28 protein-coding genes and 1 tRNA gene are annotated in these 25,204 nt (G+C 68.7%); 12 read left to right on the top strand and 17 right to left on the bottom strand.

Annotation, left to right across the window (positions count from 1 at the left end; translation table 11 throughout):
• Positions 1–5: 5 nt before the first annotated feature.
• Positions 6–647: a heme-binding beta-barrel domain-containing protein gene (locus H2Q94_RS29185; protein WP_243790331.1), complete on the bottom strand. Its 642-nt coding sequence runs from the start codon at positions 645–647 to the stop codon at positions 6–8.
• A gap of 249 nt (positions 648–896) precedes the next feature.
• On the opposite strand from H2Q94_RS29185, the gene H2Q94_RS29180 reads away from it, so the two are divergent.
• Positions 897–1,643 (top strand): methyltransferase domain-containing protein, encoded by a 747-nt coding sequence (locus H2Q94_RS29180; RefSeq protein ID WP_243790330.1) that lies wholly within the window; start codon positions 897–899, stop codon positions 1,641–1,643.
• Positions 1,644–1,908: 265 nt separating this feature from the next.
• Here the strand turns inward: H2Q94_RS29180 and H2Q94_RS29175 are convergent, their stop codons facing one another.
• The 7 genes from H2Q94_RS29175 to H2Q94_RS29145 form a co-directional block, all read right to left on the bottom strand.
• Positions 1,909–2,214, bottom strand: a complete 306-nt coding sequence (locus tag H2Q94_RS29175; RefSeq protein ID WP_243790329.1) for a DUF1416 domain-containing protein — start codon at positions 2,212–2,214, stop codon at positions 1,909–1,911.
• A 2-nt stretch (positions 2,215–2,216) separates the two neighbouring features.
• A complete protein-coding gene (locus tag H2Q94_RS29170; protein WP_243790328.1) occupies positions 2,217–3,062 on the bottom strand; it encodes a sulfurtransferase in 846 nt (281 codons plus the stop codon).
• A 46-nt stretch (positions 3,063–3,108) separates the two neighbouring features.
• Entirely contained in the window at positions 3,109–3,555 is a 447-nt protein-coding gene (locus tag H2Q94_RS29165) for a DUF4395 domain-containing protein (protein ID WP_243790327.1), read from the bottom strand.
• A gap of 413 nt (positions 3,556–3,968) precedes the next feature.
• Positions 3,969–4,466, bottom strand: coding sequence for a TlpA family protein disulfide reductase (locus H2Q94_RS29160; protein WP_243790326.1), 498 nt, complete (start codon positions 4,464–4,466; stop codon positions 3,969–3,971).
• Complete coding sequence (locus H2Q94_RS29155) at positions 4,463–5,275, bottom strand: LmeA family phospholipid-binding protein (RefSeq protein WP_243790325.1); 813 nt, start codon at positions 5,273–5,275, stop codon at positions 4,463–4,465. The genes H2Q94_RS29160 and H2Q94_RS29155 overlap by 4 nt, the downstream gene beginning before the upstream one ends.
• A 147-nt stretch (positions 5,276–5,422) precedes the next feature.
• Complete coding sequence (locus tag H2Q94_RS29150) at positions 5,423–5,680, bottom strand: alpha/beta hydrolase (protein ID WP_243790324.1); 258 nt, start codon at positions 5,678–5,680, stop codon at positions 5,423–5,425.
• Positions 5,681–5,716: 36 nt separating this feature from the next.
• Positions 5,717–6,247 carry an alpha/beta hydrolase gene (locus H2Q94_RS29145; RefSeq protein ID WP_243790323.1) on the bottom strand — a complete coding sequence of 177 codons (531 nt, stop codon included), beginning with the start codon at positions 6,245–6,247 and terminating at the stop codon, positions 5,717–5,719.
• A gap of 121 nt (positions 6,248–6,368) precedes the next feature.
• Here H2Q94_RS29145 and H2Q94_RS29140 point away from each other — a divergent pair, with 121 nt between their 5' ends.
• From H2Q94_RS29140 to pstB, 6 genes are all read left to right on the top strand, one after another.
• Complete coding sequence (locus H2Q94_RS29140) at positions 6,369–7,109, top strand: winged helix-turn-helix transcriptional regulator (RefSeq protein WP_243790322.1); 741 nt, start codon at positions 6,369–6,371, stop codon at positions 7,107–7,109.
• Positions 7,110–7,411: 302 nt separating this feature from the next.
• Positions 7,412–8,362: a mycothiol synthase gene (gene mshD, locus H2Q94_RS29135; protein WP_397545393.1), complete on the top strand. Its 951-nt coding sequence runs from the start codon at positions 7,412–7,414 to the stop codon at positions 8,360–8,362.
• 214 nt (positions 8,363–8,576) lie between these two features.
• The gene (gene pstS, locus H2Q94_RS29130; RefSeq protein WP_243790321.1) at positions 8,577–9,692 is read left to right on the top strand and encodes a phosphate ABC transporter substrate-binding protein PstS; all 1,116 of its coding nucleotides are present in this window, start codon (positions 8,577–8,579) and stop codon (positions 9,690–9,692) included.
• 148 nt (positions 9,693–9,840) lie between these two features.
• Entirely contained in the window at positions 9,841–10,812 is a 972-nt protein-coding gene (pstC, locus tag H2Q94_RS29125) for a phosphate ABC transporter permease subunit PstC (RefSeq protein ID WP_243795979.1), read from the top strand.
• A complete protein-coding gene (pstA, locus tag H2Q94_RS29120; RefSeq protein WP_243790320.1) occupies positions 10,809–11,723 on the top strand; it encodes a phosphate ABC transporter permease PstA in 915 nt (304 codons plus the stop codon). The genes pstC and pstA overlap by 4 nt, the downstream gene beginning before the upstream one ends.
• 10 nt (positions 11,724–11,733) lie before the next feature.
• Positions 11,734–12,510, top strand: coding sequence for a phosphate ABC transporter ATP-binding protein PstB (gene pstB, locus H2Q94_RS29115; RefSeq protein WP_243790319.1), 777 nt, complete (start codon positions 11,734–11,736; stop codon positions 12,508–12,510).
• A gap of 273 nt (positions 12,511–12,783) precedes the next feature.
• Here pstB and H2Q94_RS29110 read toward each other — a convergent pair whose 3' ends face one another.
• From H2Q94_RS29110 to H2Q94_RS29100, 3 genes are all read right to left on the bottom strand, one after another.
• Positions 12,784–13,641, bottom strand: a complete 858-nt coding sequence (locus H2Q94_RS29110) for a helix-turn-helix domain-containing protein (protein WP_243790318.1) — start codon at positions 13,639–13,641, stop codon at positions 12,784–12,786.
• A gap of 243 nt (positions 13,642–13,884) precedes the next feature.
• On the bottom strand, positions 13,885–14,532 hold the full coding sequence (gene phoU / locus H2Q94_RS29105) for a phosphate signaling complex protein PhoU (RefSeq protein WP_243790317.1): 648 nt from the start codon (positions 14,530–14,532) through the stop codon (positions 13,885–13,887).
• A gap of 185 nt (positions 14,533–14,717) precedes the next feature.
• The gene (locus tag H2Q94_RS29100; RefSeq protein ID WP_243790316.1) at positions 14,718–16,556 is read right to left on the bottom strand and encodes an LCP family protein; all 1,839 of its coding nucleotides are present in this window, start codon (positions 16,554–16,556) and stop codon (positions 14,718–14,720) included.
• A gap of 177 nt (positions 16,557–16,733) precedes the next feature.
• Here H2Q94_RS29100 and H2Q94_RS29095 point away from each other — a divergent pair, with 177 nt between their 5' ends.
• Positions 16,734–17,687 (top strand): hypothetical protein, encoded by a 954-nt coding sequence (locus tag H2Q94_RS29095; RefSeq protein WP_243790315.1) that lies wholly within the window; start codon positions 16,734–16,736, stop codon positions 17,685–17,687.
• Between the two features lie 374 nt (positions 17,688–18,061).
• Here H2Q94_RS29095 and H2Q94_RS29090 read toward each other — a convergent pair whose 3' ends face one another.
• From H2Q94_RS29090 to dusB, 3 genes are all read right to left on the bottom strand, one after another.
• On the bottom strand, positions 18,062–18,952 hold the full coding sequence (locus H2Q94_RS29090) for a GGDEF domain-containing protein (RefSeq protein WP_243790314.1): 891 nt from the start codon (positions 18,950–18,952) through the stop codon (positions 18,062–18,064).
• A gap of 262 nt (positions 18,953–19,214) precedes the next feature.
• Positions 19,215–19,643 carry a hypothetical protein gene (locus H2Q94_RS29085; RefSeq protein WP_243790313.1) on the bottom strand — a complete coding sequence of 143 codons (429 nt, stop codon included), beginning with the start codon at positions 19,641–19,643 and terminating at the stop codon, positions 19,215–19,217.
• Between the two features lie 7 nt (positions 19,644–19,650).
• On the bottom strand, positions 19,651–20,826 hold the full coding sequence (gene dusB / locus H2Q94_RS29080) for a tRNA dihydrouridine synthase DusB (protein WP_397545392.1): 1,176 nt from the start codon (positions 20,824–20,826) through the stop codon (positions 19,651–19,653).
• 194 nt (positions 20,827–21,020) lie between these two features.
• Between dusB and H2Q94_RS29075 the strand changes: the two genes are divergently transcribed.
• A tRNA-Lys gene (locus H2Q94_RS29075) sits at positions 21,021–21,096 on the top strand.
• A gap of 536 nt (positions 21,097–21,632) precedes the next feature.
• On the opposite strand, the gene H2Q94_RS29070 is transcribed toward H2Q94_RS29075, so the two are convergent.
• The 3 genes from H2Q94_RS29070 to H2Q94_RS29060 form a co-directional block, all read right to left on the bottom strand.
• Positions 21,633–22,169 carry a pyridoxamine 5'-phosphate oxidase family protein gene (locus tag H2Q94_RS29070; RefSeq protein WP_243790312.1) on the bottom strand — a complete coding sequence of 179 codons (537 nt, stop codon included), beginning with the start codon at positions 22,167–22,169 and terminating at the stop codon, positions 21,633–21,635.
• Between the two features lie 401 nt (positions 22,170–22,570).
• Complete coding sequence (locus H2Q94_RS29065; protein ID WP_243795977.1) at positions 22,571–22,759, bottom strand: DMT family transporter; 189 nt, start codon at positions 22,757–22,759, stop codon at positions 22,571–22,573.
• Positions 22,723–22,950, bottom strand: coding sequence for a DMT family transporter (locus H2Q94_RS29060; protein WP_243796050.1), 228 nt, complete (start codon positions 22,948–22,950; stop codon positions 22,723–22,725). Before H2Q94_RS29060 ends, H2Q94_RS29065 begins: the two co-directional genes overlap by 37 nt.
• Before the next feature lie 239 nt (positions 22,951–23,189).
• Between H2Q94_RS29060 and H2Q94_RS29055 the strand changes: the two genes are divergently transcribed.
• The 3 genes from H2Q94_RS29055 to H2Q94_RS29045 all read left to right on the top strand — a co-directional run bounded on the left by H2Q94_RS29055 (position 23,190) and on the right by H2Q94_RS29045 (position 25,198).
• Positions 23,190–23,549: a hypothetical protein gene (locus tag H2Q94_RS29055; protein ID WP_243790311.1), complete on the top strand. Its 360-nt coding sequence runs from the start codon at positions 23,190–23,192 to the stop codon at positions 23,547–23,549.
• A 249-nt stretch (positions 23,550–23,798) separates the two neighbouring features.
• Positions 23,799–24,356: a TetR/AcrR family transcriptional regulator gene (locus tag H2Q94_RS29050; RefSeq protein ID WP_243790310.1), complete on the top strand. Its 558-nt coding sequence runs from the start codon at positions 23,799–23,801 to the stop codon at positions 24,354–24,356.
• Positions 24,357–24,463: 107 nt separating this feature from the next.
• A complete protein-coding gene (locus H2Q94_RS29045; RefSeq protein WP_243790309.1) occupies positions 24,464–25,198 on the top strand; it encodes an SDR family NAD(P)-dependent oxidoreductase in 735 nt (244 codons plus the stop codon).
• Positions 25,199–25,204 lie beyond the last annotated feature (6 nt).

Genomic DNA, 25,204 nt, shown 5'->3' with positions numbered 1-25,204 from the left:
GAAGGTCAGCCGACGATGCGGTCCAGCTTCGCGGAAAGGCGGGGCTGGAGCTCGTGCTCCGAAGTGGCGCGCTCTTCGACGTAGGCCAGCGAACCGTCGACCACGCCGTAGAGCCGGCTCGCGGCCGTCGCGTCATCGGCGGTGGGAGTGCGGATCACCGCGTCCGTGGACAGCTCCCACGTCGTCTTGTTCCGCGGCTGCCCGAAGAACATCTCCGAAACACCGGTGCTGTGCACCAGCAGCAGTTCGATCGTGTCGTCCGGCTGCGGCCGCCACCAGCCGACCTCGCGGAACGCGGGACCCACCACCGAGCCGCCCTCGCCGTCGAGTCGCCACGCCCGGCTCTCGTAGTACAGGAACGGGCGCCCGTCGTGGGCGAAGGTGACCTGCTGCAGGAAGCGATAGCTCTCGTCCTGCGACGGGTGCGCCGCCTCGCCCTCGCCGCGCCACACGCCGACCAGCGGCAGCAGCATCAGGCAAGCGCTGTGCAGATCAGGGCCTTCGCGGAGGTTCGCGGTGTCGCCGACACCGGGCAGGTCGTCGAAGGTCGGCACGTTGCGTTCGCGGGTGACCTCGGCACGCTCGGCGGCGGCCTGCACGGCCGCGTCGCCGCTACCGGGCTCCGGCTGGTTGGACGTCGCAGTCATCGTTCGCAGATTACCCGCGCCACCAGGGTGGCAAGCCTCGCGGGTCAGTCGTTGTACAGGCGGTACAACACGTAACCGGCGAACCAGAGAACCATGACGGTGGCGATCGCGAGCAGCGTGACGAGGCCGTAGTGCAGGAAAGGTATGAGTTCCACGCGCAAAGGATAACCACCGCGAGCGTCCCGTGGAGTGTGGCGTCGGGCATGATTCCTGAGCACGAGACAGCCAGAGCAGGGGGAACCGGGCCACATGACCGATTTCGACACGCTGCGCGAACACGCGCTGGCCTTCCGCGAGGATCTGCTCGCGCGCAAGGACAAGCTCGCGCCCGCCGAGTTCGACTGGTACCCGTACGACACGATGGCGAACATCTTCCACCTGGACCGGCTGCTGTCCGGGCCGCAGCGGTCGGTGTTCGACACCCTCGCGGGCAGCCGGATCGCGGACATCGGTGCCGCCGACGGCGACTTCGGGTTCTTCCTGGAGCACGAACTGGGCTGCCGGGTCGACGTGATCGACAACCCGCCGACGAACTTCAACGGACTGCGCGCCGCGCGCCGGCTGGTCGAGGAGCTGTCCTCCTCGGTGCAGGTGCACGAGATCGACTTGGACTCGCAGTTCGCGCTACCCGCCGAGCGGTACGGGGCGGTGTTCTTCCTCGGGTTGCTCTACCACCTGAAGAACCCGTTCTACGTGCTGGAAGCGCTCGCCCGGCGGGCCGACCTGTGCTTCCTGTCCACCCGCGTCGCACGGCAGGCGCCGGACGGAACGCCGCTGCGGGATCAGCCGGTCGCCTACCTGCTGGACCCGGTGGAGGCGAACAACGACGCCACCAACTTCTGGATCTTCTCCGAGACCGGGCTGAAGCGGCTGTTCGAGCGCACCGGCTGGGAGATCGTCGAGTTCGTCACCGTCGGCTGCGAAGAGGGCTCCGAACCCGCCCGCCCCGACCGCGACGAACGAGCCTTCGCCCTCCTCCGCTCCCGCAACATCTGAGCGAGCAGAAGGGCCGGTACCCGATCAGGTACCGGCCCTTCTGCGCTGAGGACTCCTGCGAGCGGTCTCTCATCCGTGTCTTGTCAGCGGCGAAGCCGCTGAGCAGCGACCACCAGAGCAAGATGACCACCGGCGGGTTCTCAGGTGCTTCCTCGCGAGGACAGCAATCTCCCTCGTGGCGGAGCCACTTGGGAAATCGATCCCGCAGCGAGGCAGCACCTGAGGTTCCGCTACCCGGACACCCGCGCAGATCCCACCGCGAGGATCAAGCCACGGCGATGTCCACGGGGTGGACGCCCGGTCCGGAGGCGGAGACGTCCGCCTGGCCCTTGCCGTCGCGGTGCAGCGCGCGCACCGTCCACGATCCGGGCGCGGCGTAGAACCGGAAGTCGCCCTCCGCGGAGGACACGACCTCCGCGGTGAACTCACCCGTCGCGTCCAGCAGCCGCACGAACGCGCCGCCGACCGGCGCCGCACCGGAACGCACCTTGCCGGTCACGACGATCTGATCGGTGTCCTCGGCGACGGCGGTCGAAGTCTGCTGCGGCGCACCGCATCCGTCCAGGCTCATGTTCACGCTCCCTGTTGGCTCGGGTTCTCGACCGGAACGCCCACCAGCGAGCCGTACTCGGTCCAGGAACCGTCGTAGTTCTTGACGTTGGCGTGCCCGAGCAGCTCACGCAGCACGAACCAGCTGTGCGACGAGCGCTCCCCGATGCGGCAGTAGGCGATGGTGTCCTTCGAGTCGTCCAAGCCGGCCTCGGCGTAGATCTTCTTGAGGTCCTCGTCGGACTTGAAGGTGCCGTCCTCGTTGGCGGTCTTGCTCCACGGGACGTTCACGGCCTGCGGGATGTGCCCGGCGCGCTGCGCCGACTCCTGCGGCAGGTGCGCGGGCGCGACCAGCTTGCCCGCGAACTCGTCGGGAGAGCGCACGTCCACCAGGTTCTGGGCGCCGATGGCGTCGACGACCTCGTCGCGGAACGCGCGGATCGAGGTGTCGGGCTCCTGAGCCTGGTAGCTGGTGGCCGCGCGGTTCGGCTCGTCCTTGACGAGCTGGCGGCCGTCGAGCTCCCACTTCTTGCGCCCACCGTCGAGCAGCTTCACGTCCTGGTGGCCGTAGAGCTTGAAGTACCAGTAGGCGTACGCGGCGAACCAGTTGTTGTTGCCGCCGTAGAGGATCACCGTGTCGTCGTTGGAGATGCCCTTGGCCGAGAGCAGCTTCTCGAAGCCCGCCCGGCTGACGAAGTCGCGGCGCACGTGATCCTGCAGGTCGTTGCGCCAGTCCAGCTTGATGGCGCCGGGGATGTGGCCGCCGTCGTAGGCGGTCGTGTCCTCGTCCACCTCAGCGAACACGACCTTGTCGGTGTTCAGGTTCTGTTCGGCCCAATCGGTGGAGACCAGGACCTCTGCACGGCTCATCGAGCGACTCCTTCTTGTTCTTGTTCCTTGCACGTGTGTTGTGGACTCACCCGGTGTGGGCCTGCTTCGCCGGGACGACCCGGCGCAGCACCAGGTACAGCTGGCAGCCGAGGCAGTAGCCGAACGCCGCGTTCAGCAGTGCCGCGGCCAGTGCGAACGCGTTCGCCACCATGCCGAGCGTGGTCCACTCCAGGGCGTATCCGGCGGTGGCGATCACCGCGAATACGAAGCCGACCCCCTGGGAGAAGCGCACCGGCGCCGGGTCCTCCCGCTCGGACTCCGGGACCGGTTGCAGCCTCGGCGCCACGGTGGAGCGGTACAACGCTCCCCAGGGGTTGAGGCCCATGCCGACGAAAGCGCACAGTGCGAATAAGACCGTTTGCGCCGCCAGCACCCGCCAGCTTCCGGTGACCAGGCCGACGGCCAGGATCACGCTGGTGATGGCGGCGGTGAAGCGGACTCCACGCGGGTCGAGAGTGGCGGGCATGAGCATCCTCCGTAGCGGTACCGACTGGGTGGACCGGATCTGGTGGACCGGTTGATGGTCCGGTCCGTCCGGCGGCGCTGGATGCGGGCTTCTGCGCAGGAGGATTTCCTTGCGAGCGCCACGGGCATCCGTCCTACCGCCCGGTCAGTGCCTGGGACACAGGCTGCTGCCCACGCGGCAGAGATCCACCGCGCGCCTTCTGGTCAGCAGTACATGCACGGGTCGGAGGGTACCCGTCTGGACCGATCGGCGGGAAGAACGTTCACTGGGTGAGACGGATCGCGCACGCCGGTCGGCGGTAGCGGGGTGGCTAAGAAGCAGCTCAGAGATGCTGTGGGTGATGAACCGGGCACCGTCGCCGTCGACCGCCGAGGTCCGGGGTGTCAGGTTTCCCAGCATCCGGATACCCGCGCCCGCGTTCACGGCAGGTGCACCCGCAACGCGGCGGTGAGCTCGTCGCGGCGGGGCACTCCGCCGACGCGGAACAGCTCGCGGCCCGCACCGTCCAGCGCGAGCGTGGTGGGCGTGCGGTGGACGCGCAGCGGCGTGGACCACTCCGGGTGATCGGTGAGGTCGACCTCGACGTGCCGCATGCCCTCGGTGCGTTCCGCCATGTCGGCCAGCAGGATCCGGGTGTGCCTGCAGGGCGCGCAGAACGTGCTGGACAGCTGCAGCAGCGTCACCCCGGTTCCGTCGAGGTCGCCGAGGCGGGCGCGCAGGCCGTCGGGAAGTTGATCGGGCACGTCCGGTGCAACGCTCGCCGGCTCGCCGGTCTTCCCGGTTTCGCCCGTCGACTCGCCGTCACCGTGCGAGGCGGTCGTCACGGCCGGGCGCACCCGGCCTTCGCGGGACCGCCAGACCACTCCGAACACGAGGGTCGCCGCGACGACGACGAGCAGCACGAGCCAACCGGTCATCCCGTGGTCACCCCGTTCGCGCCGATCGTGACGTCCTGCGCCTCGCCCTCCATGACCAGCGCACCCCGTTCCACCCGGACCGCGGTGGGCGTGACGGAGAACGGCAGCACGCCGGGATCGATGGTGGTGGTGAACTGCTGCAGGATCGACTGCTCGAACACATCGCCCAGCGGGATCTCGGAGAGCGCCTGATCGGCGATGTCCAGCTTCTTCGGCTCGATGGTGATCTGGCCGTTGAGCAGGGACAGCACCGCGATGACCTTGACCCGCACGTTGTTGCCCGCGATGTCGATGGAGCCGTCGAGCGCGACCGTGGCCCGGCTCGGGTCGCTCGCCCCGGTCCCGGTGTCGGCGGTGCTGCCGGAGCCGTCGTTGCCGTCGGCCGGCTCGTCGAGCGCGTCCTTGGGCGCCGGGTTGATCGTCAGGTCCGTGATGCCGATGTAGCGGCCCACGTCGGAGGCCTTGAGCTTCACCCGCCCGGCCAGCTCGTCGACCTTGATCTCGTCGGCCTTGCCCCCGATCACGTCGCCGAGCGCGACCCGGGCGTGCCGGAGGTTCGCTTCGACGCCGAGTTCGCTGAGCCTGCCGACCTTGACGGCCTTCGCGGCGAGTTCCACGTCCTGGTAGTCCCCGGCGACGGCCTGGGCGAGGAACGGGAACCCGTGCACCCGCACCGACGGGTCCTCCTCGAGCTTCAGCTGCTCGCGGACCTTCTGCGACACCTGGTACTCGGCGACCGACGCCGCACCGTAGTCGGCGACCACCAGCAGGCCGAGGACGATGACGAGGGTGACGACGAGCTTCTTCACCGCGAGCGGTCCGTTCTGTCGGGGTCTTGGAAATCGGGGTCGAGGTGGCGAGGTTGATCCGGTTCACCTTCGCACTTGACCGCCCGCGGCCGACAGGTGTGTTCTGCAACAAGCGTCATCGAGCGGCCCGTCCGGCGAGCCACCTGATCATCGGACCGGTACGGCGGCGTGCGCCCAGGCCGCCATCCGGTCGACGAGGTCCGGGCCGGTGGCGCTCTCCGCGTGCCGCATGCCCGGTTCCAGCCACAGCTCACCGCCCGCGGCCGCGTGCAGCGCCTCCGCGTCGGCCACCGGGAAGTAGTGGTCCGCGGTGCCGTGCACCAGCAGCGTCGGGGTCGGCGCGAGCCGCGGAGCCAGCTCGATCGGCGAAGCGGGCACCTCCGGCCACGCGCCGCCGAGCCGCACCCCGAGCAGCCGCGCCGCCCACCGCCCGTGCGGCTGCTACAGCAGCCAGTGCACCCGGCGCATCGCCGGAGTGTCGCGGACCCACCAGCGCGCCGGGCCGCTCACCGAGATCATCGCGTCCGGTCGCTGCGCCGGTTCGGCCAAGGCCGCGTGACGCAGCACCACCGAGCCGCCGAGCGAGAATCCGATCGTGACGATCCGCCGGTGACCGATCTCTCGCAGCCGGGTCAACGCCGCTGCGATGTCCTGGACCTCGGTTGGTCCGACCGAGCTGAATCCGGCGGAGCGGCCATGCCCGCGGAAGTCCACGGCCAGCACCGAACCGTGCACGGCGAGTCGCCGAAGCACTCCGAGCACGGCCGGTTTGCGGATGTGGTTGGTGAAGCCGTGACCCACGGCGAACGCCAGGTCAGAGCCGTGCGGAGAGCCGTGGTAGAGGCCGCGGAGCCGGACTCCGTCGGCTGCGGTCAGCGTGATCGGGCGTGGTCGAAACGTGGACGTAACGTGGCTTCGCGGCTCGTTCACAATTGTGATGCCGTCGGCTTCACCTGGGGTTTTCGCACTCATCAGGGTTATTCTGCTTGGCATCCACAGGCAACGAAGCCGGGTCGTCCGGCCCACGCGCTGGCCGAGCGGCCTTCGCGAGCCAGCCGCTTCGGTGATGGCCCTGGGAACGGGAGGCCCCCGCATGAGTTCCGAACTGCTGCTGTTGACCAGCGACCAGAACGGCGAATCAGCACTGCCCGCACTGGCCCTGCTGCCGCACCGGGTGCGCGTGCTGCCTCCCGACCCCGGAGCCATCCTCTCCGCCGGAACCCACGACGTGGTGCTCGTCGACGCCCGCACCGATCTGGCGGGCGCACGGGACTTGTGTCGCGTGCTCGCCTCCGGCGATGCCCCGGTGATCGCCATCGTGAACGAGGGCGGTCTCGTCACGATCAGCGCCGAGTGGGGCGTGGACGACATCCTGCTGCCGACCAGCGGCCCGGCCGAGGTGGACGCCCGGATGCGGCTGCTCACTACCCGCCGCACCAGTGAGAGCGCGGCTTCGGACGGTTCGCTGTCGGTCGGTGATCTGGTCATCGAGGAGGCGACCTACACGGCGCGGCTGAAGGGTCGGGCGCTGGAACTCACCTACAAGGAGTTCGAGCTGCTCAAGTACTTGGCGCAGCACGCAGGCCGGGTGTTCACCCGCGCGCAGCTGCTCCAGGAGGTGTGGGGCTACGACTTCTTCGGCGGCACCCGCACGGTCGACGTGCACGTGCGCCGGCTGCGCGCCAAGCTCGGCGCCGAGTACGACTCGATGATCGGGACCGTGCGCAACGTCGGCTACAAGTTCGTCCGCCCGTCCCGCCCCGGCCAGGCGCAGCCGCGCACCGAGGCGACCGCCGTCGCCGAAGCGGAAGCGATCATCGCCTCGCACAGCTGAGCGCCGGTCTTGCCGCGGAGCGGCTCGGGTAGCTGAACCTCAGCGGCCTTCTCGCTGCGGGTTCCCATTTTCAAGCAGCTCCCTACTGGGCCTGTCCTCGCGAGGTGGTCGGGTCTGCTCACGTGGTCACTGCTCAGCGGCTTCGCCGCTGACAAGCCCCCGAACGATGAAGCCGCCGTCACACGCGACCGCCGGAGCTCTGATGCGGCGGGCCGGTGCTCTCCCCAGCCGCGTCCGCGTTCGGACTTCTATCGACTTCGTCATGTGTCGCGTCGGGGTGGTGGATCGGTAACGTCTGCTTCGTGCAGCTGACGTGGCGAAACGGACTGGACAAGGCCGAGGTGGCCGAGGTGATGGCGCTGCTCGGCGCGGCGGAGCAGGCCGACGGGGTCGCTCCCGCCGGTGAGCACGTGATCTTGCGGCTGCGGGCGCACCGCGATGTGGCGCAGCAGATCGAACCGGTGCAGGCGGACGTGCGTTCGGAGCACTTCGTGGTGCGCGACGCCGCGGACGCCCTGCTCGGCTACGCCCATCTCGATGCCGCAGGCGAACCGGGCGAGCCGCTCGTCGCGGAGCTCGCCGTGCATCCCGAGCACCGCCGCCGCGGCGTCGGGACCCGGCTGATCGAGGCGCTGCTGGAACGCGCCGACCTCCCGTCGAGACCCGACGGCGACACCGGCAGGTTGCGGGTGTGGTCGCACGGGGAGCATCCGGGCGCGCTGCGGCTGGCGGAGCGGTTCGGTTTCGCCCGGCCGCGCGAGTTGTGGCGGATGGGAGTGCGGCTCGCCGACGCGGAACCGCCGGAACCGGCGCTGCCGGAGTCGGTGACGATCCGTGCGTTCCGCCCCGGTGCGGACGAGGCCGAAGTGGTCCGGGTCAATCACCGTGCGTTCCAGTGGCATCCGGAGCAGGGCGCGATGAGCGAGGCGGATCTGCGGGAGAAGGAGAGCGAGGACTGGTTCGACGCGGCCGGGTTCCTGCTCGCAGTGGACGCGCGGGATCGATTGCTCGGCTTCCACTGGACGAAGGTGCACCCCGGCGGCGAGGGCGAGGTCTATGTCGTCGGCGTTGATCCGGACACGCAGGGTAATGGCTTGGGGAAGTCGTTGACCATGGCCGGATTGCGGTATTTGCACCGGGTCGGCTGCTCCTGGGTACTGCTCTACGTGGAGGGCGACAACGCTCCGGCGATCAAGGTCTACCAGCGGTTGGGCTTCGAGCGAACGGACATCGACGTGCAGTTCGGGCGCTGAGTCGAACCGGGCGAATGGATCACTGATTGCGAACGGAGAGGTCACGGATAGGTTGCGCGTCACCCGTTGGAACGTGGCGCTGCTTACTAAGCGTGCCATGTTCACTCCTCGTTCACTTTCTGCACGGCGTCAGTCCACTCCCGCTGCTTAGCGTTCGTGGGGCGAGCGGCAGCGTGCCGCGTCCACGGTGTTTCCCTGATCTGGAGGAACAGAAGTGAAGATCAAGCGCCACAGTGCCGCGCTGAGCTTCCTCGCGGCCGGCACGCTCGTGCTGTCGGCCTGCGGAAGCGACCAGAACGTCAGCCCGGAGAACGTCAACCCCGCGCTGACGGACCTGAACGTGGAGTGCGGCACCGAGCCGGTCACCTCCGAGGGATCCTCCGCGCAGAAGAACGCCATGGACGTGTTCGCTCGCGACTACAGCGCCAAGTGCCCTGGCCAGGAGCTCAACTACACCAAGTCCGGTTCCGGCAAGGGCGTCTCGTCCTTCCTCGCGGGCCAGATCGACTTCGGTGGTTCCGACTCGCCGCTGGACGAGGAGGACGGCGAGGTCGCCCGGGCCGCCGAGCGTTGCCAGGGCAACCCGGCCTGGAACGTCCCGATGGTCTTCGGGCCGATCGCGATGGCCTACAACATCCCCGGCGTCGACGACCTGACGCTGAACGCCGAGGTGATCGGCAAGATCTACCAGGGCGAGATCAAGAACTGGAACGACCCGGCGGTCGCGGCGCTCAACCCGGGCAAGCAGCTGCCGGACCTCGACATCGTGCCGTTCTACCGCTCGGAGGAGTCCGGTACCTCGGACAACTTCCAGAAGTACCTGAAGACCGCCACCAACGGCGCGTGGACCGGCGAGGGCAAGCAGTTCCAGGGCGGCCCCGGCGTCGGCCAGGGCAAGGAAGGCAGCGACCAGGTCTCCCAGGCCACCAACACCACGCCCGGCGGCCTCAGCTACGTCGAGTGGTCCTACCCGAAGAACCTCGGCCTCGGCATTGCCAAGATCGACAGCGGCGCGGGTCCGGTGGAGCTCAACACCGCCAACGTCGGCAATGTCATCAACCAGGCGAAGATCGAAGGTGAGGGCAACGACCTGCGCGTCGACCTCGACTCGATCTACGGCAACAAGAGCCCCGGCGCCTACCCGGTCGTGCTCAACACCTACGAGATCGTCTGCTCGAAGGGCTACGAGCCGGAGACCGCCAAGGGCGTCAAGGCCGCGCTGACCGTCGCCGCGAACGCCAACCCGACCGAGCTCGAAGAAGCCGGTTATGTGCCGCTGCCGCAGGAATTCAAGGACAAGGTGCTGACCGCGGTCAACGCCATCTCCTGATGCTGAACCTCGGCGCACTCCCCGAAGTGAGAGGCTGCGAACCGCAGTGACCGACTCGACCCGAGCCGACCAACGCCCCGCGGGCACCGGTGACGACACCGGCGCCCGTCGGGGCGTTCCGGCGTCCAGTTCCGGACCGGAGGACCCCATTTCCGCTCCCGAAGCACCCGCGGCGGACGCACCGAAGAAGGTCGTCCGCGCCGGTGATCGCGTATTCCAGTCCCTGGCCACCGGCTCCGGGATCTTCATCGTTGCGCTGATCGCGGCGGTCGGAATCTTCCTGCTGCTGCGGGCGTTCCCGTCGTTGCAGGCCAACCAGGTGAACTTCCTGTTCAGCCGGGTGTGGGACACCAGCGACCCGAACAACCTGAGTTTCGGCATCACCGACCTGGCCTGGGTCACGGTGGCCAGCTCGCTGGTGGCGCTGGTGATCGCGATGCCGGTCTCCTGCGGCATCGCGCTGTTCCTGACCCAGTACGCGCCGCGTTCGCTGGCGCGGCCGTTCGCTTACATCGTCGACCTGCTGGCCGCGGTGCCCTCCGTGGTCTACGGCCTGTGGGGTGTGGTGGCGCTCGCGCCGGTGCTCAACCCGTTCGCATCCTGGCTGAACACCAACCTGGGCTGGGTGCCGATCTTCGCCGACGGCAACGTGCGCGCCGACAGCGGTTCGAACATCTTCACCGCCGGGATCGTGCTGGCCGTGATGATCCTGCCGACGATCACCGGCGTCACCCGCGAGGTCTTCCAGCGCACCCCCACCGCGCACATCGAAGGCGCCCAGGCGCTCGGCGCGACCCGGTGGGAGGTCGTGCGCACCACGGTGTGGCCGTTCGGCCGCAACGGCTTCATCGGCGGTTCGATGCTCGGGCTCGGACGCGCCCTGGGTGAGACCGTCGCGCTGACGATCATCCTCAGCGGCGTGAACGTCGGCCCGAACTTCAGCATCTTCGACGCCGGCGCGACCTTCGCCTCGAAGATCGCGCTCGGATCCGCGGAGTTCGTCAACGACATGCAGGTCGGCGCCTACATCTCGGCCGGTCTGGTGCTGTTCGTGCTCACCTTCGCGGTGAACGCGATCGCCCGGTGGATCGAGAGCGCCAGCGGTAAGGGGAAAGCATGAGAACGGACACCGCTGACGTGGAACGGCCCGCCGCGACACCGGCGTTCCAGCCGCTCGGGTTCGGGCGGAAGGTGAAGAACGGCGCGGCGACCACGCTGTTCGGGGCGGCGTTCGTGATCGCCGTGATCCCGCTGCTGTGGGTGCTGTTCACGCTGCTGCAGAAAGGTCTCGCGCCGCTGCTGAAGGCGGACTGGTGGAGCCACTCGTTCAACGGGCTGACCGCGAACGACTTCAACGGCGGCATCTACCACGCGCTGATGGGGACCCTGCTCGAAGGCCTCGTGTGCGCGCTCATCTCGGTGCCGCTGGGCGTGCTCGTCGGCATCTACCTGATCGAGTACGGGCGGGACTCCCGCTTCGCGAAGGTCGCCACGTTCACCGTGGACATCCTCAGCGGCCTGCCCTCGATCGTGGCTGGCCTGTTCATCTACGCGCTGTGGATCACCACGTTCGGCTTCAACCGCAGTGGCTTCGCGGTGGCGCTGTCCCTGGTGCTGCTGATGGTTCCGGTGGTCGTGCGAGTCACCGAGACGATGCTGCTGATCGTCCCGGACGAACTGCGCGAAGCCTCCTACGCGCTGGGCGTGCCGAAGTGGAAGACGATCGTCAAGATCGTCCTGCCGACCGCGCTGTCCGGCATCCTGACCGGCGTCATGCTGGGCTTGGCGCGAGTGCTCGGCGAAACGGCGCCGCTGCTGATCCTGGTGGGCTACGCGAAGGCCATCAGCTTCAACATCTTCGAAGGCGGCCTGGCCTCGTTGCCGCTGGTCATCTACACCGAGCGCAGCACCGGCACCGAAGCGGGCGACTACCGCGTCTGGGGCGCCGCGCTCACCCTCGTTCTCGTCATCATGCTGATCAACCTCGCTGCGTCGCTGCTGTCGAGGCTGTTCGCCGTCAAGACCAAGTAGGGCGGTTTTCATGGCCAAGCGTCTCGATATCAAGGACCTCAACCTGTACTACGGCAAGTTCCACGCCGTGCAGGACGTGACCTTGCAGGTTCCGGCTCGCAGCGTCACCGCGTTCATCGGCCCCTCGGGCTGTGGCAAGTCGACCGTGCTGCGTTCGCTGAACCGGATGCACGAAGTCATCGCCGGTGCTCGCGTCGAGGGCAAGGTGCTCATCGACGGCGAGGACATCTACGGCGCCCAGGTCGACCCGGTGCAGGTCCGCCGCACCATCGGCATGGTGTTCCAGCGGCCGAACCCGTTCCCCACGATGTCCATCCGGGACAACGTGGTGGCGGGGCTGAAGCTCGCCGGGGAGAAGAACAAGAAGCGCCTCGACGAGGTCGCCGAGCGGGCGCTGCGCGGCGCGAACCTGTGGGAAGAGGTCAAGGACCGGCTGGGCAAGCCCGGCGGCGGCCTCTCCGGCGGTCAGCAGCAGCGGCTGTGCATCGCCCGCGCTATCGCGGTGGAGCCGGACGTGCTGCTGATGGACGAGCCGTGCTCGGCGCTGGACCCGATCTCCACGCTGGCGATCGAGGACCTGATCTCCACGCTGAAGCAGGAGTACACGATCGTCATCGTCACCCACAACATGCAGCAGGCGGCGCGGGTCAGCGACCAGACCGCGTTCTTCAACCTGCGGGCCGTGGGCGAGCCGGGCGAACTCGTCGAGATCGACGAGACCGGCCGGATCTTCTCCAACCCCAGTCAAAAAGCGACCGAGGACTACATCTCGGGCCGCTTCGGCTGACGCTCCTTTGAACGGCCTGCGTAGCTGGTCGCTCAGCGGAACCTCAGCGGCTTCCTCGCTGCGGGATCCATTTCTCATGTAGCTCCCTACACAGCGAAATGGCTGTCCTCGCGAGGAAGCCGCTGAGAACCCGCCGGTGGTCGTCTTGCTCTAGCTGGTCACTGCTCATCGGCTTCGCCGCTGACAAGACACCGAACAAAACCACACCGCAGGAGTTTCGAGCAGAGCCCGCCCTGGATTTCCGGGGCGGGCTCTTTGCCGTGGCGATCTCGGTTACGCCTTCCAGTCGTCCGCGACGGCTGAGATGAAGGCGCTGGAGTCCTTCGGGGGCAGGGCGATGCCGCAGACCCGTTCGAAGGCGGTCAGGTAGTCCCCGGTGTCTGCGGGCTTGTCCAGGAAGCGGGAGCCCGCGGTGTCGCCCACGTGCACGACCTGCGGGTCGGCCTCGTCGGGGAACGAGAACACCGAGATCCGTTCGCCCATCAGCGGATGACCGCCGTGCCCGAACGGCAGCACCTGGATCGTCACGTTGCGCCGGTAGCCCATCAGCACCAGGTGCTCCAGCTGCTGGCGCATCACCACGGGGCCGCCGATCGAGCGGCGCAGCGCGGCCTCGTCGAGCACCGCCCACAGCTCCAGCGGCTCGTTGCCGAGCAGCCGCTGCTGGCGGGTGGTGGTGACGGTGAGCCGTTCCTGCCCGTCGGATTCGCCGGGCGGGTGCAACTCGGTGCCGAACAGCGCCGCGCTGTACTCCGCGGTGTGCAGCAGCTCCGGGATGGGATCGGCGCCGAAGCAGCTCACGGCCTTGGCGGCGGTCTCCAAGCCGAGGTGCGTTTCGAAGCCGGGGCGCTGCGCGGTCGTCGGATACCGCTGCCACCAGCCGCGTTCCTTGGAGCCCTGGGCGAGTTCGATCAGGTCGGTGATCCGGTCGCCGGTGATGCCGTAGAACTCGGCCATCAACCGCACGTCGGAGGTGCGCACCGGCACCCGGCCCAGCTCGATCTGGCTGATCTTGCCTTGCGAGCAGTCCAGGTGGGCGGCGACCTCGCGGTGCGTGCGGCCCGCTGTCTCGCGCAGTTTGCGCAATTCACCGCCGAGGCGGCGGCGGTGCACGGTCGGACTGTTATGCACCCTCGGCCTCCGTCGGGACGGCGTCAGGGCGCGACTCATCGCTGCTGGTCACGGCATGACGATCGCACACGGCATTCGGGTCATCGACTGCTGAGACCTAGTATTAATACTTCGGTTGCCGTTTCGGGTCCGATCAGTCCTGTTCCGCGTTCACCCGATCACCCGCTGAAACCGCCTCTGACCTGCCCCGAACAGCACAACGCCCGCCGGGAACGGGCCGGCGGGCGTCATCGCTTGATCGGGTCAGCTGGTCGGCATGCTGCCGGTCACGGTGAACACGACGCGGCGGCCCACGGCGACCGCGTGGTCGGCGAACCGCTCGTAGAACCGGCCGAGCAGCGTGACGTCGACGGCGGCGGCCACACCGTGCGACCAGTCGGGCCGCATCATCACGGTGAACAGGTGCCGGTGCAGGTCGTCCACGGCGTCGTCGGCGGCCTCGAGGTCGCGGGCGGCCTCGATGTCCCTGGAGCGGATCACCGCGGCGGCGCGGGCGCACAGGTCGACGGCGACCCGGCCCATCTCGGCGAAGTAGTCCTGGACCGGCTCCGGGAGCACGGGCTGGGGGTGTCTGCGGCGAGCCGCCTTCGCGACGTGCAGCGCGAGGTCGCCCATGCGCTCCAAGTCTTCGGCGGCGTGGATGGTGGAGATGACGGTGCGCAGATCGCCCGCGACGGGCGCCTGCAGAGCCAGCAGGCCGAACGCCTGCTCCTCGGCACGTGCACGAGCCTCGTCGACGTGCACGTCCTCCTCGATGACCTGTTCGGCCAGAGTCAGATCGGCCTCCAGCAGCGCCTTCGTGGCACGTTCCATCGCCGTTCCGACCATGGTCGACATCGAGGCGAGTTCCTCGGCGAGATCGCCGAGCTGTTCCTGGTAGACCTCACGCATGCCGGTCACCTTACTTCCGGGAAGAATCGGACAAGACGCACGATGGTGAATCAGCGGTGAACGGACCATGATGGCCCCGTTCGAGTGGTATTGCAGGGCTCACCATCCGATCAGAGACGGTCGCGTCCCGACAAGACGAAAATGGAGCAAAACGGACACCGCCGGATGCCGGGCGGAAGGCCGCATCAGCCGCACATGTCGGAGCCCGCGTTCACCGTCGAGAGATCGTTCGGCATCGGCTGAGCCGCTCCCGGCGCCTGCACCGAACCGTCGTAGGCGGTGCCCAACTCCAGTCGCAGCTCGTCGCCCGCCACCGGATCCTGCTCCGTCGTCGCCCCCGGAACCGCCGACGCCAGCAGCCGTGCCGCCGCCGCGTTCGCCGCGCTGTGCCGGACGACGGTCCGCGACGCCGACTGCGTCAGCGTCTCCGACCCGGAGACCACGTAACCGGCGTTGCCGAGCTGATCAGCGGTGCGACCGGCCAAACCGTCCTTGCCCGAGGCGTTGACGACGCGCACCGGCACGTCGGAAGGCTTCGCGGTGGCCGCGCCCGCACCGAAAGCGGCGGGAGCGGTCGAAGCCGGCCCCGCGCCACCCGCACTTCCCGGAGGGGCGGGTGGCTGCTGCGCCACCGGCGTGTCCTCGATGATGGCGCGGAACAACGCGGCCGAATCGGCCTGGTTGAGCTCTTCCATCCCCTGGTCGTTGGCGTAACCGGTGGTCGGCACCGTGATGAAGGTGACCTTGTCGGCGTCCATGCCCTGCATGGACCGGCCCAGTTCCAGCAGCTGATCGGTGCCGACGTTCTCGCCGAACGTGTTCGCCGCGACCGCGTCGACGAAACCGCCGAGCTTCTGCGGATCCATCAGGACTTGCCCCGACATGGCCTTGCGCAGCAGCGACGACAGGAACAACTGCTGGCGCTGCATCCGGCCGTAGTCCGAGGTGGGATCGCCCTCCACGTAGCGGGCGCGCACGTAGTTCAGCGCCTGCGTGCCGGTGAGGGTCTGCTGACCCGCGTTCGGCAGCACCACACCGAGCTTGCGGTCCACGATCGGGATTTCCGAGCAGATGTCCACCCCGTGCATCGCGTCGACCATGGACTTGAAGCCCTGGAAGTCGATGCCGAGGAAGTTCGTCATGGACAGGCCGGAGAGCTGCTGCACGACCTTGGTGGTGCACTTCGGACCGCCGACCGCGTAGGCCTCGTTCAGCTTCGTGGCCGGGCGCGGCGGGAGTTGCTCGCCGGTGTACTGGCCGGTGTCGGGGTTCCAGCGTTCGCAGCTGGGGATGTCGACCTGGAGGTCGCGCGGGAAGGAGACGACGAGCACTCGGCTCCGGTCGGCCGGGATGTGCGCGATCATCGTCGAGTCGGCGCGCGCACCCGGCTCGTCGGTGGTGTCGCCGACTCCGTCCGCGGCGGTCGAGCCCGCGCGGGTGTCGGAGCCGAGCAGCAGGAAGTTGCGGTCACCGGACTGCTTCGAGATGTCCTTGATGGACGAGGAGTTCGGGTCGAGGGCGGCGATGTCCTTGAACTTCGCGTCCACCCACGCCTTCGCGCTCCAGCCGATCCCGGTCGCGACGAAGATCGTCAGCGCGGCCGCCACCGCGAGCGCCTTGAGGATGCGGATCGTGCGGCGCTTGCGCTGCTCCTTCTTCCAGTCCATCCGGGAGGAGCCGGCCTCGCGGCCCTCGACGAAGTCGAACGGCATGTCGCGGCCCAGTTCGGGTTCCTTGCGCATGCCGAACAGCCACGAGTACTTCTTGCGGCGGGCGTCCTCTTCGACGGCGATCTGGTCGTGCACCGCGGAGAACCTGGCCAGCGTCGCGTCGATCTGGCGGACCTCGTCGCTGTCGCCCGCCGAGTCGTGCTCGTCCTCGTCCTCGTCGTCACCGCTGACCGGGGCGACGACGGCGGTCTCGTCCGCGGCCTTGTCGGGACGCGCGGACTTCGGCTCGGGAGCGCGGGTGACCTTGGTGCCTTCGTCGGCGGCCTCCGGCTCGGCGGGAACGGCGGGGACCACCGCGGTCTCTTCGGCATCGGCGGCCGCGGCCTGCGCCGCAGGGCGTGCGGGACCGGGCCGTCCCGGACGGCCGGGCCGCCCCTGCGGGCGTTCGCCGTCGTTCGCCGGTGCTTCCCGGCGCCTGCGCGGAGCGGCTTCGGGCTCGGCGGGCGGTTCGCCGGAGAGCGCCTGCGTGATGTGGGTGGCATCGGCGTCCGGAGCGGCCCCCAGCGCGCCCGCGGCGGCCTGCTGCGGGGACGGGCGACCGGGTTCCGGGCGGCGCTGCGGCGGCTCCTGCGGCGGACGCTGCGGGCGCCCGGGGGCGGGTTGCCTGCCGGTCTGGGGGTGGCCCGGAGCGGGCTGCCTGCCGGTTTGCGGGTGTCCCGGCCGACGGGTGTCGCTCTCCGCGGGCGGCTCGGGACGCGCGCGGCGCTGTTCCTGCGGCGCGGGTGCTTGCGGAGCCGGTGCCTGCGCGCGGTTCTGCGGCGCGGCAGGCCCTTGCTGGGGCTGTCCGGACGCCTGCTGGGGCCGGGCGGGCGCCGACCACTCCTGCGCCTGCGGCGCAGACGCCTGCGGCGCAGACGCCTGCGGCGCAGACGCCTGCGGCGCAGACGGCTGCTGGGCGGGCGGCTGCTGGGCGGGCTGCTGGGCGGGCTGCTGCGGAGCGGCCGGCGGCTGCTGGGGACGCTGCGGCGCCTGCCGGTTCGGCGGTGCGGGCTGCTGGGTGCCGTGCGGTTCGGAGTGCCTGCCGTCGCCGGGCGGCCGGGTCGGGGCCGCGGGCCGGGTGCGCCCGGTCGGAGGCCGGGAGGCCGATTCGGGCGGGGTCCAGTCGGACCGGCGCTCGGCGGGCGGGCCGCTGCGACCGGGACGTCCGCGAGACGGTGCCTGCGGAGCGTGGTGCGAACCGGGCGACTCGGCTCCGCCTTGCGGACCGGACGGCGGCTGTTGCGCCGAGGGCTGCTGCGCGGACTGCGGCGAAGAGGACTGCGGGGGTTGCGCGGGAGAGGCGGAGCGCGCTCGGCGCCCGCCACCGCTGTCCGGGGTTTCGGGCTCGGCCGCTCGACGGTGCGAGCCGGTGCCCGCGCCGGGCGCCTTGCCGTGCTTGGACAGCAGGTCGAATACGCGGGTCCCACCGGTGCCGTCGTCGCCTAATGCGCGGCGGCGGCGCCCGGACTGCTGATCGGGGGCGTTGTCCTCGTCCGGGGCGGCCCCCCGTCTTGGTGGGGACTGTGGTGCCCGTGCTGGCCATGCCGGGGGTCCTGCGGCACCCGTGTTCCCTCCCCACCGTCGAAGTCGATGGTGTCGTCGTTCGGTATGGGCGTCAGCGGTCGACTCCCCGAAGTCCTATCGCTTAACGCTCCCGAGATAGTACGGCTGATCGCCCGAACTGACGATAGTGGGCGACAATTTCTTCACAATCAGTGCACGATTCACTGAGATTGTGGGCCAGATCGCCCAACTGTGTTACGCCGCCTGACCGGCTTAGATACCCAATGTAGGTACGACCAGTCCCGGGAAGATCGCCCTCAGTAACCGAGCAATCTGGCTCCGGTTCTACGTTCGGCGGCCAGGCCCGCGATGTGGACCTCGCTGGCGGACCGGTAGGCGACCGCGTTGCGCCCGGATTGCTTCGCCGCGTACAGCAGGGCGTCCGCGCCGATGAGCTGCTGTTCGGCGGTGGCGGCGGGCGAGTCCTGCTGTCCGGTGTCCGGTTCGTGCGTCATGCCGATGCTCACGGTGACGCGCAGTCCCGGAGCGAGTTGTGACCAAGGGAACCGCTCGATGCGGATGCGAGCCGCTTCGCACACCGCGACGGCACGAGCGGCGTCGATGGTGGGCAGCACGAGCACGAACTCCTCGCCCCCGTATCGGGCGCAGAACGAGCCGGACGGCAGCGCCTCTTGCAACAGGTCGACGACCCGCTGCAGCACCCGGTCCCCGAGCAGGTGCCCGTAGGTGTCGTTGACCTGCTTGAACCAGTCGAGGTCGACGAGCCCGACGGCGAGCCCGCCCGCGCTGTCCACGGCGAGCAGATCAGCGAGGCGTTCGTCGAGGTACCGGCGGTTGTAGCTGGCGGTGAGGCTGTCGCGCAGGCTCTGCTCGCGGGCCTCGGCGTGCTCGCGCCGCAGCCGGTTCACCTCGTGCCGGAGCTGTTCCGGAACCCGCGGGGTGTCCTGGGTGGAGAGCAGGTCCAGCGCGGAACGCAGGTGGTGATACGCCTGCCGCCATTGGCCGCGGGATGCGAGCAGCGCCGCGATCGACTCGTGCAGTTCCACCATGCCGCCCTCGTTGGCGAGCTCGTGGCGCGTGCGTCGCGGCCCGAGATCCGGCGGTGGCGCCGGAGCGGGGCACAACGAACGCGCGACGTCCTCGCGCAGAGGTTCGGGTCCGGCGAAACCGTCGCGCAATCCGGTCATCGCTGTCACCTCCCGTCCGTGGTGTCGTCGGCTCCGGCGGGTCGCTTGAGGCGCCGGGACGCGCGTACTGCGGAATTCGCTCATCCGGCTTACCAATCTTTGCTCCAAATTGGTGAGTGCGTCTCACGTCGCCGGACTGTCTTGGTGTGTACCCGGCCGGGAGATCGGGTGGAAGCAAAACGGCTCGTCCCCACCCGCACGGACGAATCGATCATGATGTGTTCCACATCACTGCTGCGCAAAGCGTTGCTCTCCGCTCGTGTCATGAGCCGCTTTCGTTGGGACAGGGCGCGAATCCGTGCACTCGGCCGTCGAGGAGCACGAGGTGCTGTGATCCGATCTGCCTGCCGGTGATCGTGCCTTCGTGACGGACCGTTACTTCCACGCCGATCGCCCACACCTCGCCGCGCGGCGGTCCCGTCGAGTCGGGCGCGTAAGCCGGATCGGGCCGCAGCGTGCTCAGCGCCGGGTCGAGCTCCACCGTGATCCCGTCGAGTTCGCAGGTCAGATCCGTGTAGTCGGGGTGCTGAGTTCGCCCGAAGAAGTCCTGCTGCGCCTGCGGCCCTTGCCGCGCGGCGGCGTTGTTCACGGCGAAGTACTCGCGGATCTGCTGCTGCCGCGGCGGCGCCTGCGGCGTGGCGGAGCACCCCGCGAGCGCGCACGCCGCGAGGCACAGGAGTGCGGTCCGCATCGTCCGGTCAGCCGCCGCTGTGGTCGATTTCGGCTCCGGCGGGAACGCATCTGTCCTCGGGGTCGTCGAGCCAGCCCTCCGGCAGCACCACCTTGCCCGCGGAGCCCTGCCGTCCGCGGGGGCCTTCGGCGTCGGAGGGGAACGGCACGTCCGGGTCGAGGCCCGCCAGCAGGTCGTCCAGCTCGGCGAGGGTGGACACAAGCCCGAACCGCTGCCGCAGGTCGGAGCCGATGGGGAAGCCCCGCAGGTACTGCGCCATGTGCTTGCGCAGATCCCGCACGCCCTTCTCCTCGCCCATGTGCTCGCTGAGCAGTTCGCCATGCCTGCGCAGCACCCGCCGCACTTCGCCGAGGTTCGGCCCGGCCGGGACCTCCTGCCCCGCGAACGCGGCTTGGAGGTCGCGGAACAACCACGGCCGCCCGAGACACCCGCGCCCGACGACGACGCCGTCGCAGCCGGTCTCGGCCATCATCCGCAGCGCGTCGTCGGCGCTGAAGATGTCGCCGTTGCCCAACACCGGGATGCCGCGAACGGTCTCCTTGAGCCTGGTGATCGTGGACCAGTCGGCCGTGCCGGAGTAGCGCTGCGCGGCGGTGCGCGCGTGCAACGCGACGGCGGAGGCACCGGACTCCTCAGCGATCCGCCCGGCGTCGAGGTAGGTGAGGTGTTCGTCGTCGATGCCGATGCGGAACTTCACGGTCACCGGGATGCCCGCCGGTTCGGCGGCGCGAACGGCGGCCGTGACGATGTCCTCGAACAGCCGCCGCTTGTACGGCAGCGCCGAGCCCCCGCCTTTGCGGGTGACCTTCGGAACGGGGCAGCCGAAGTTCATGTCGACGTGATCGGCGAGATCCTCGTCCACGATCATCCGCACGGCTTCGCCCATGGTCACCGGATCAACGCCGTAGAGCTGCATCGACCGCGGCCGCTCATCGGCATCGAACGTGATCATCTGCATGGTCTGCGGATGCCGCTCCACCAACGCCCGGCTGGTGATCATCTCGCAGACGTAGAGCCCCGCGCCGTACTCCCGGCACAACCTGCGGAACGCCACGTTCGTGATCCCGGCCATCGGAGCGAGCACCACCGGCGGATCAACGGCATACGGCCCGATCCGCAGCGCGGACTGAGGCAGGGGTCCAGCGGTCGGCACCATCGAATCGAGCACGGTCACGCCGACCATTGTCCCTGACGCGGCAGTCGACCTTGCATCCCCAGCTCGCAGTCCCCGACATCGATCAGGACGGCACCCGCCCTCGTCGGCGACCCGCGCAGTTCGTCCGTTTCGACGCGGCCCCGCTGCCCAGCGAACACGGCCCGCCGGACTTCGGCCCACCGTCCACAAGATGACCACGCCCTTGTAGGCTGACCCCCGCGGGGGCGTTAGCTCAACTGGCAGAGCAACGGACTTTTAATCCGTGGGTTCTGGGTTCGATCCCCAGGCGCCCCACCATCGCAGGTCAGAGTGGCTGGGAATCTCGTTGTCGTGACCGGTTGTTAAGCAGTTGCCGGCTTCGCCGGGTCGTCTGCGGAGTCCACGAACGCTGGCGCGTCCGGGCTCGCACGGCTGAGGCGGCGTCCTTCAGGCTGCCTGACGGCATGTGTGTTCAGAGTTTCTTTTCTTCATCAAGGGCGGCCCCTGCGGGGCCGCCTGCCAGCTGTATGCGAGGCCGGCCGCCGGGCTGCGGCTGGCGCCGGTCCCGGCTGCCGGCGTCCGGGCGCAAAGCGGAAGGCAGGCGGCCGGGAAATCACGCAGGGGCCGCTAGATTGCAGGTCGCCCTCACATGTGCCCAGCTGATTCACCAGCTGTCGTGAGCACTTGAGTGGGGGGTCGATTAACCACTTCCGGCGGGCAGGGGACCGTCGCCGGACGTAGTTGGTTACCCGGCTGTGCTCACCAGTAGGAAAGGAATAGGAAGATCCGCCTGAAGATGTCAACTTCGACTGGCCCCGGAGTGACAGCTTGAGGTGGACCCGCGCGAGTTCGGGTCAGTCTGGTGGTTGTTGGTCGAGCAGCGCGACGGGGTCGACGCTGTAGGCGACCATCCAGCTCGGGTCGATGCGATACCAGATGCACTCGTCCCAGCCCGGTCCGTCGCCGTCGCCGTAGTGGTTGACGAGGTAGTCGTGGACGGCGGGCCAGCTCGGGTCGCTGCGCGCGTCCTCGGGGTTGAGCACGACGGCCTGTCCGTGGGTAAAGATCCCGAGCTGTTCGCCGCGCATGAAGGTCGCGCTGATGCCGGGGCGGGTTGCGAGGTGGCGGGCCTTGGCGGCCTGGCGGTCGGTGCCGATGATCCAGCGGCCGTGCAGGAGGTGCCCGTCGGCACCGCTAATGCGTGGCTCACCGCGCCGGGTGACTGTGGCGATGGCCAGGGTGCACATTCCTCGGCAGACTCGGACGACCTGCTCGGCGTCCAAGGTGCTTTCACCTGGCCGGATGATCGACTTCAGGTGGCTGCTGGAGCCGGCCCAGGACGTGTCGAGCAGGGACTGCAGACCGTGGATTTCATCGGGAGTTTCGAACATTCGGTCAGGTAATCAGCTCCCACCGACAGTGCCAGCTCAGTGCGCAGTCGCCGATCGGGCGTGAGCGAGGCGGTAGGAGGTGGTGCCAGTCGCGAGGATGTTCCCGGCGAAGGTGAGCCGGTCGATGATCGCGTCGTCTCCGACGGTGATCTTGAGTCTTGGATCCACATCTTACCCGCACAAAACAACGACAAAGGACCCGAGGAGACGGCTTTCGGTGTCCATGTGCCTTTGCAACCCTGCCTGGGAGTGGGGAACATCGACGGACAGCGTCAGGTGTTGGCGAACGCCGATTGGTAATCGCAAGTTCTGGGTTCGATCCCCAGGCGCCCCACCATCGCAGGTCAGAGCGTCGTTCGGTTCTCGGAGCAAGATCGCATCCACGCGGGACCCACGCGAAACTAGTTCGACTCTTTAGCGAAGGCGGCTTTGAGCGCTGTCGCAGCGCCCCGGCTGACCGTCTTCCGAGTCATGTAGACGTCCTGCGTGAGGACTCCGCCGATGATCAGGGCGATGCCCGCGAGGACCATGACGGTCAGTGCTTCGTCGTAGATCAGTGCCGCCAAGGTTGCGGTGAGCGCGACTCCCAGGGCGCCCCAAGGGCCGTAGGTGACGCCCAGCGGCAGTCGGTGCGCAGCACGGTGGACAGGAACGCGAAGGAAGCGACCCACCAGGCGATCACCAGCGAGTACCAGCCGGGTTGGTCCAGCGCCGCCGTCAGCGACATCGAACCGGCCGCCTCGCTGCCGGTCGCACCGGCCAAGAAGATCCATTTTCTCACCGCCACGCCTCCGGTGGCAGCTGTTCGGCGGCTGCACGGGCACACTGTCGTCTTTGCCGAAAGAGCTTGCCGTTTGGAAAGTGGATGTGTACTTTCTGATCAGGACAGAGAGCTCCGCTGAGCGCTGAGTTCGCAGTTGAGACGAAGAATCGTGCGGGAGTGTCAGGGTGCAGTCGGTACGCAACGAGGCCGCCGAGTACCAGTCGGCGGCGGCGAATGGGAATCGGAAGCGAAACTGGTTGCTGTGGGTGTTCGCGGCGACAGTCCTAGGTGTCGGCGTCGGCACGGATCTTCGTCCGGATTGGGGCAGGCAGCTGGGCTACGTGCTGATCGCGTGTGTGGTGATCCTGGTCGTGCTGCCGCGCTGGAAGGGCTTCGCGACCGCGCGGGGCGGCGGGCGCTCGATCACCACGCGGTCAGTCGGAGTGGGGGCGCTCAACTTGGTGTTGGGGCGGCTGGTGACGTTCGCGCTGCTGATCGGGTATGTGGTGGCAAAGGTGGTGTTGCAGGCATGGGAAGTGCCGATGCCCGCCACCGTCGCCAGCGCTTTGATGATCGTGACCATGCCGCTCTGGCGGCGGGCCGCGATACCCGGCTGATGGCGACGAACTGGATCAGGTGGGATGTGCGGCCCGGTCGCTGCGATGCGGGTTGGGCGAAGCTGTCGCTGATGAAGATGAGTCCGGAGTGGGCATCTTGCGAGCCCGCGTCATTGCTCGAGGTTGGCTGAATCCGGATTCCGTGGCGGTGGTTGCAGTGGTCGGTTCGGCCGGGTGGCGCTGGACCGATCGGTCCATTATGGGTAATCTCGGCCTGTGCCGCGTCCACGCCAGTTCGATGAGGAGCGTGTGCTGGCGGCTGTGCAGGCGGCGTTCTGGGACAACGGGTACGCGGGCACGTCGCTCGAAGACCTCTTGGCGGCCAGTGGTCTCGGCAAGGGAAGTCTGTACGGGGCGTTCGGAGATAAGCAGCGCTTGTTCCTGCGTGTGCTGCGCGAGTACGACGAGGCCAACGACCGGATGCTGCGTGAGCAGCTCGAGCAGGCAGATCGCGGTATCGACGTGGTCCGCGGCTTCGTGGCCGGACCCGTGCGTGATCCCAGCGGTGCGCAGGCCCGTCGAGGTTGCCTGCTCGCCAACACCGCCATGGAGCTTTCGGCTAGCGCCGCCGAGGTGGCCGCGGAGGCGCGGCGCAGCTACGCCGCGACCACTGCCGTGCTGGCCGACGCGGTACGACGAGCGCAGCGCGAGGGCGATGTGGCGCCCCGGCTCGACCCGGACGGCACTGCCCGCGCGGTGCTGGCCGGTCAGCTCGGGCTGATCCTGCTCGGTCGGATCGGTCAGGACCCGGCCGACTTGTCGGCCATGGCCGAGACTCTGCTCGTCGGTCTGCTGCCTGCATCCTGAGGCCCCCTGTGGTGGCGTGAGCCACACCTCTGCCGATTTTATTGACCGTTCAGTCCATATGGGAGTGTTATGGACTGAACGGTCAACAACATGTGTCGGGAGTGGTCATGAAGGTGCTGGAGGGCAAGGTCGCGGTCGTGACCGGGGCGAACTCGGGTATCGGGCGGGCGATCGCGCGGGCCTACCGCGACGAGGGCGCGCGGGTGTTCGTCGCCGGACGCCGCCAAGCGCAGCTCGACGAGGTCGAGGCCGAACTCGGCCCCGAGGTGACCGGGATCCGCTGCGACGTGGGCCGGCTCGAAGACCTGGACGCGCTCTACGCGACGGTCGCGGAGCAGGCGGGGCGGATCGACGTCTTGGTCGCCAACGCCGGGATCGGGATCGTCGCCCCGCTGGGCGAGATCACCGAGGAGCAGTTCGACGCCATGTTCACCACCAACGTCAAGGGCTCCCTGTTCACTGTGCAGAAGGCGTTGCCGCTGCTCTCGCCGGGGGCGTCGATCATCCTCACCGGATCGACGGCGGGCTCGCGCCCCGATTCGTACCTGCCCGTGTACGGGGCGACCAAGGCCGCGATCCGCAACCTGGTTCGCGGGTTCGCCCACGAAGCCGGGGCGCGTCAGTACCGGATCAACGTGCTCTCGCCGGGCGGTACTCGCACGCAGGGCTTGGTCGACCTGCTCCCGGCCGACGAGCTCGCCGCCGCAGGGACATCGATTCCGCTCGGCCGGCTGGCCGAGCCCGAGGAGGTCGCCGCCGCGGCCGTCTTCCTCGCCTCCGACGCGTCCAGTTACGTCAACGGCTCCGAGCTCGCCGTGGACGGCGGCTACGCCCAGGTCTAAGGTGCG

Origin of the sequence: Saccharopolyspora gloriosae (genome assembly GCF_022828475.1) — a bacterium.
In the GTDB taxonomy this organism is placed as follows: Bacteria; Actinomycetota; Actinomycetes; order Mycobacteriales; family Pseudonocardiaceae; genus Saccharopolyspora_C; species Saccharopolyspora_C gloriosae_A.
Note: the sequence above shows the minus strand (reverse complement) of the source record. Positions and strands in the feature narration are given on the sequence as shown.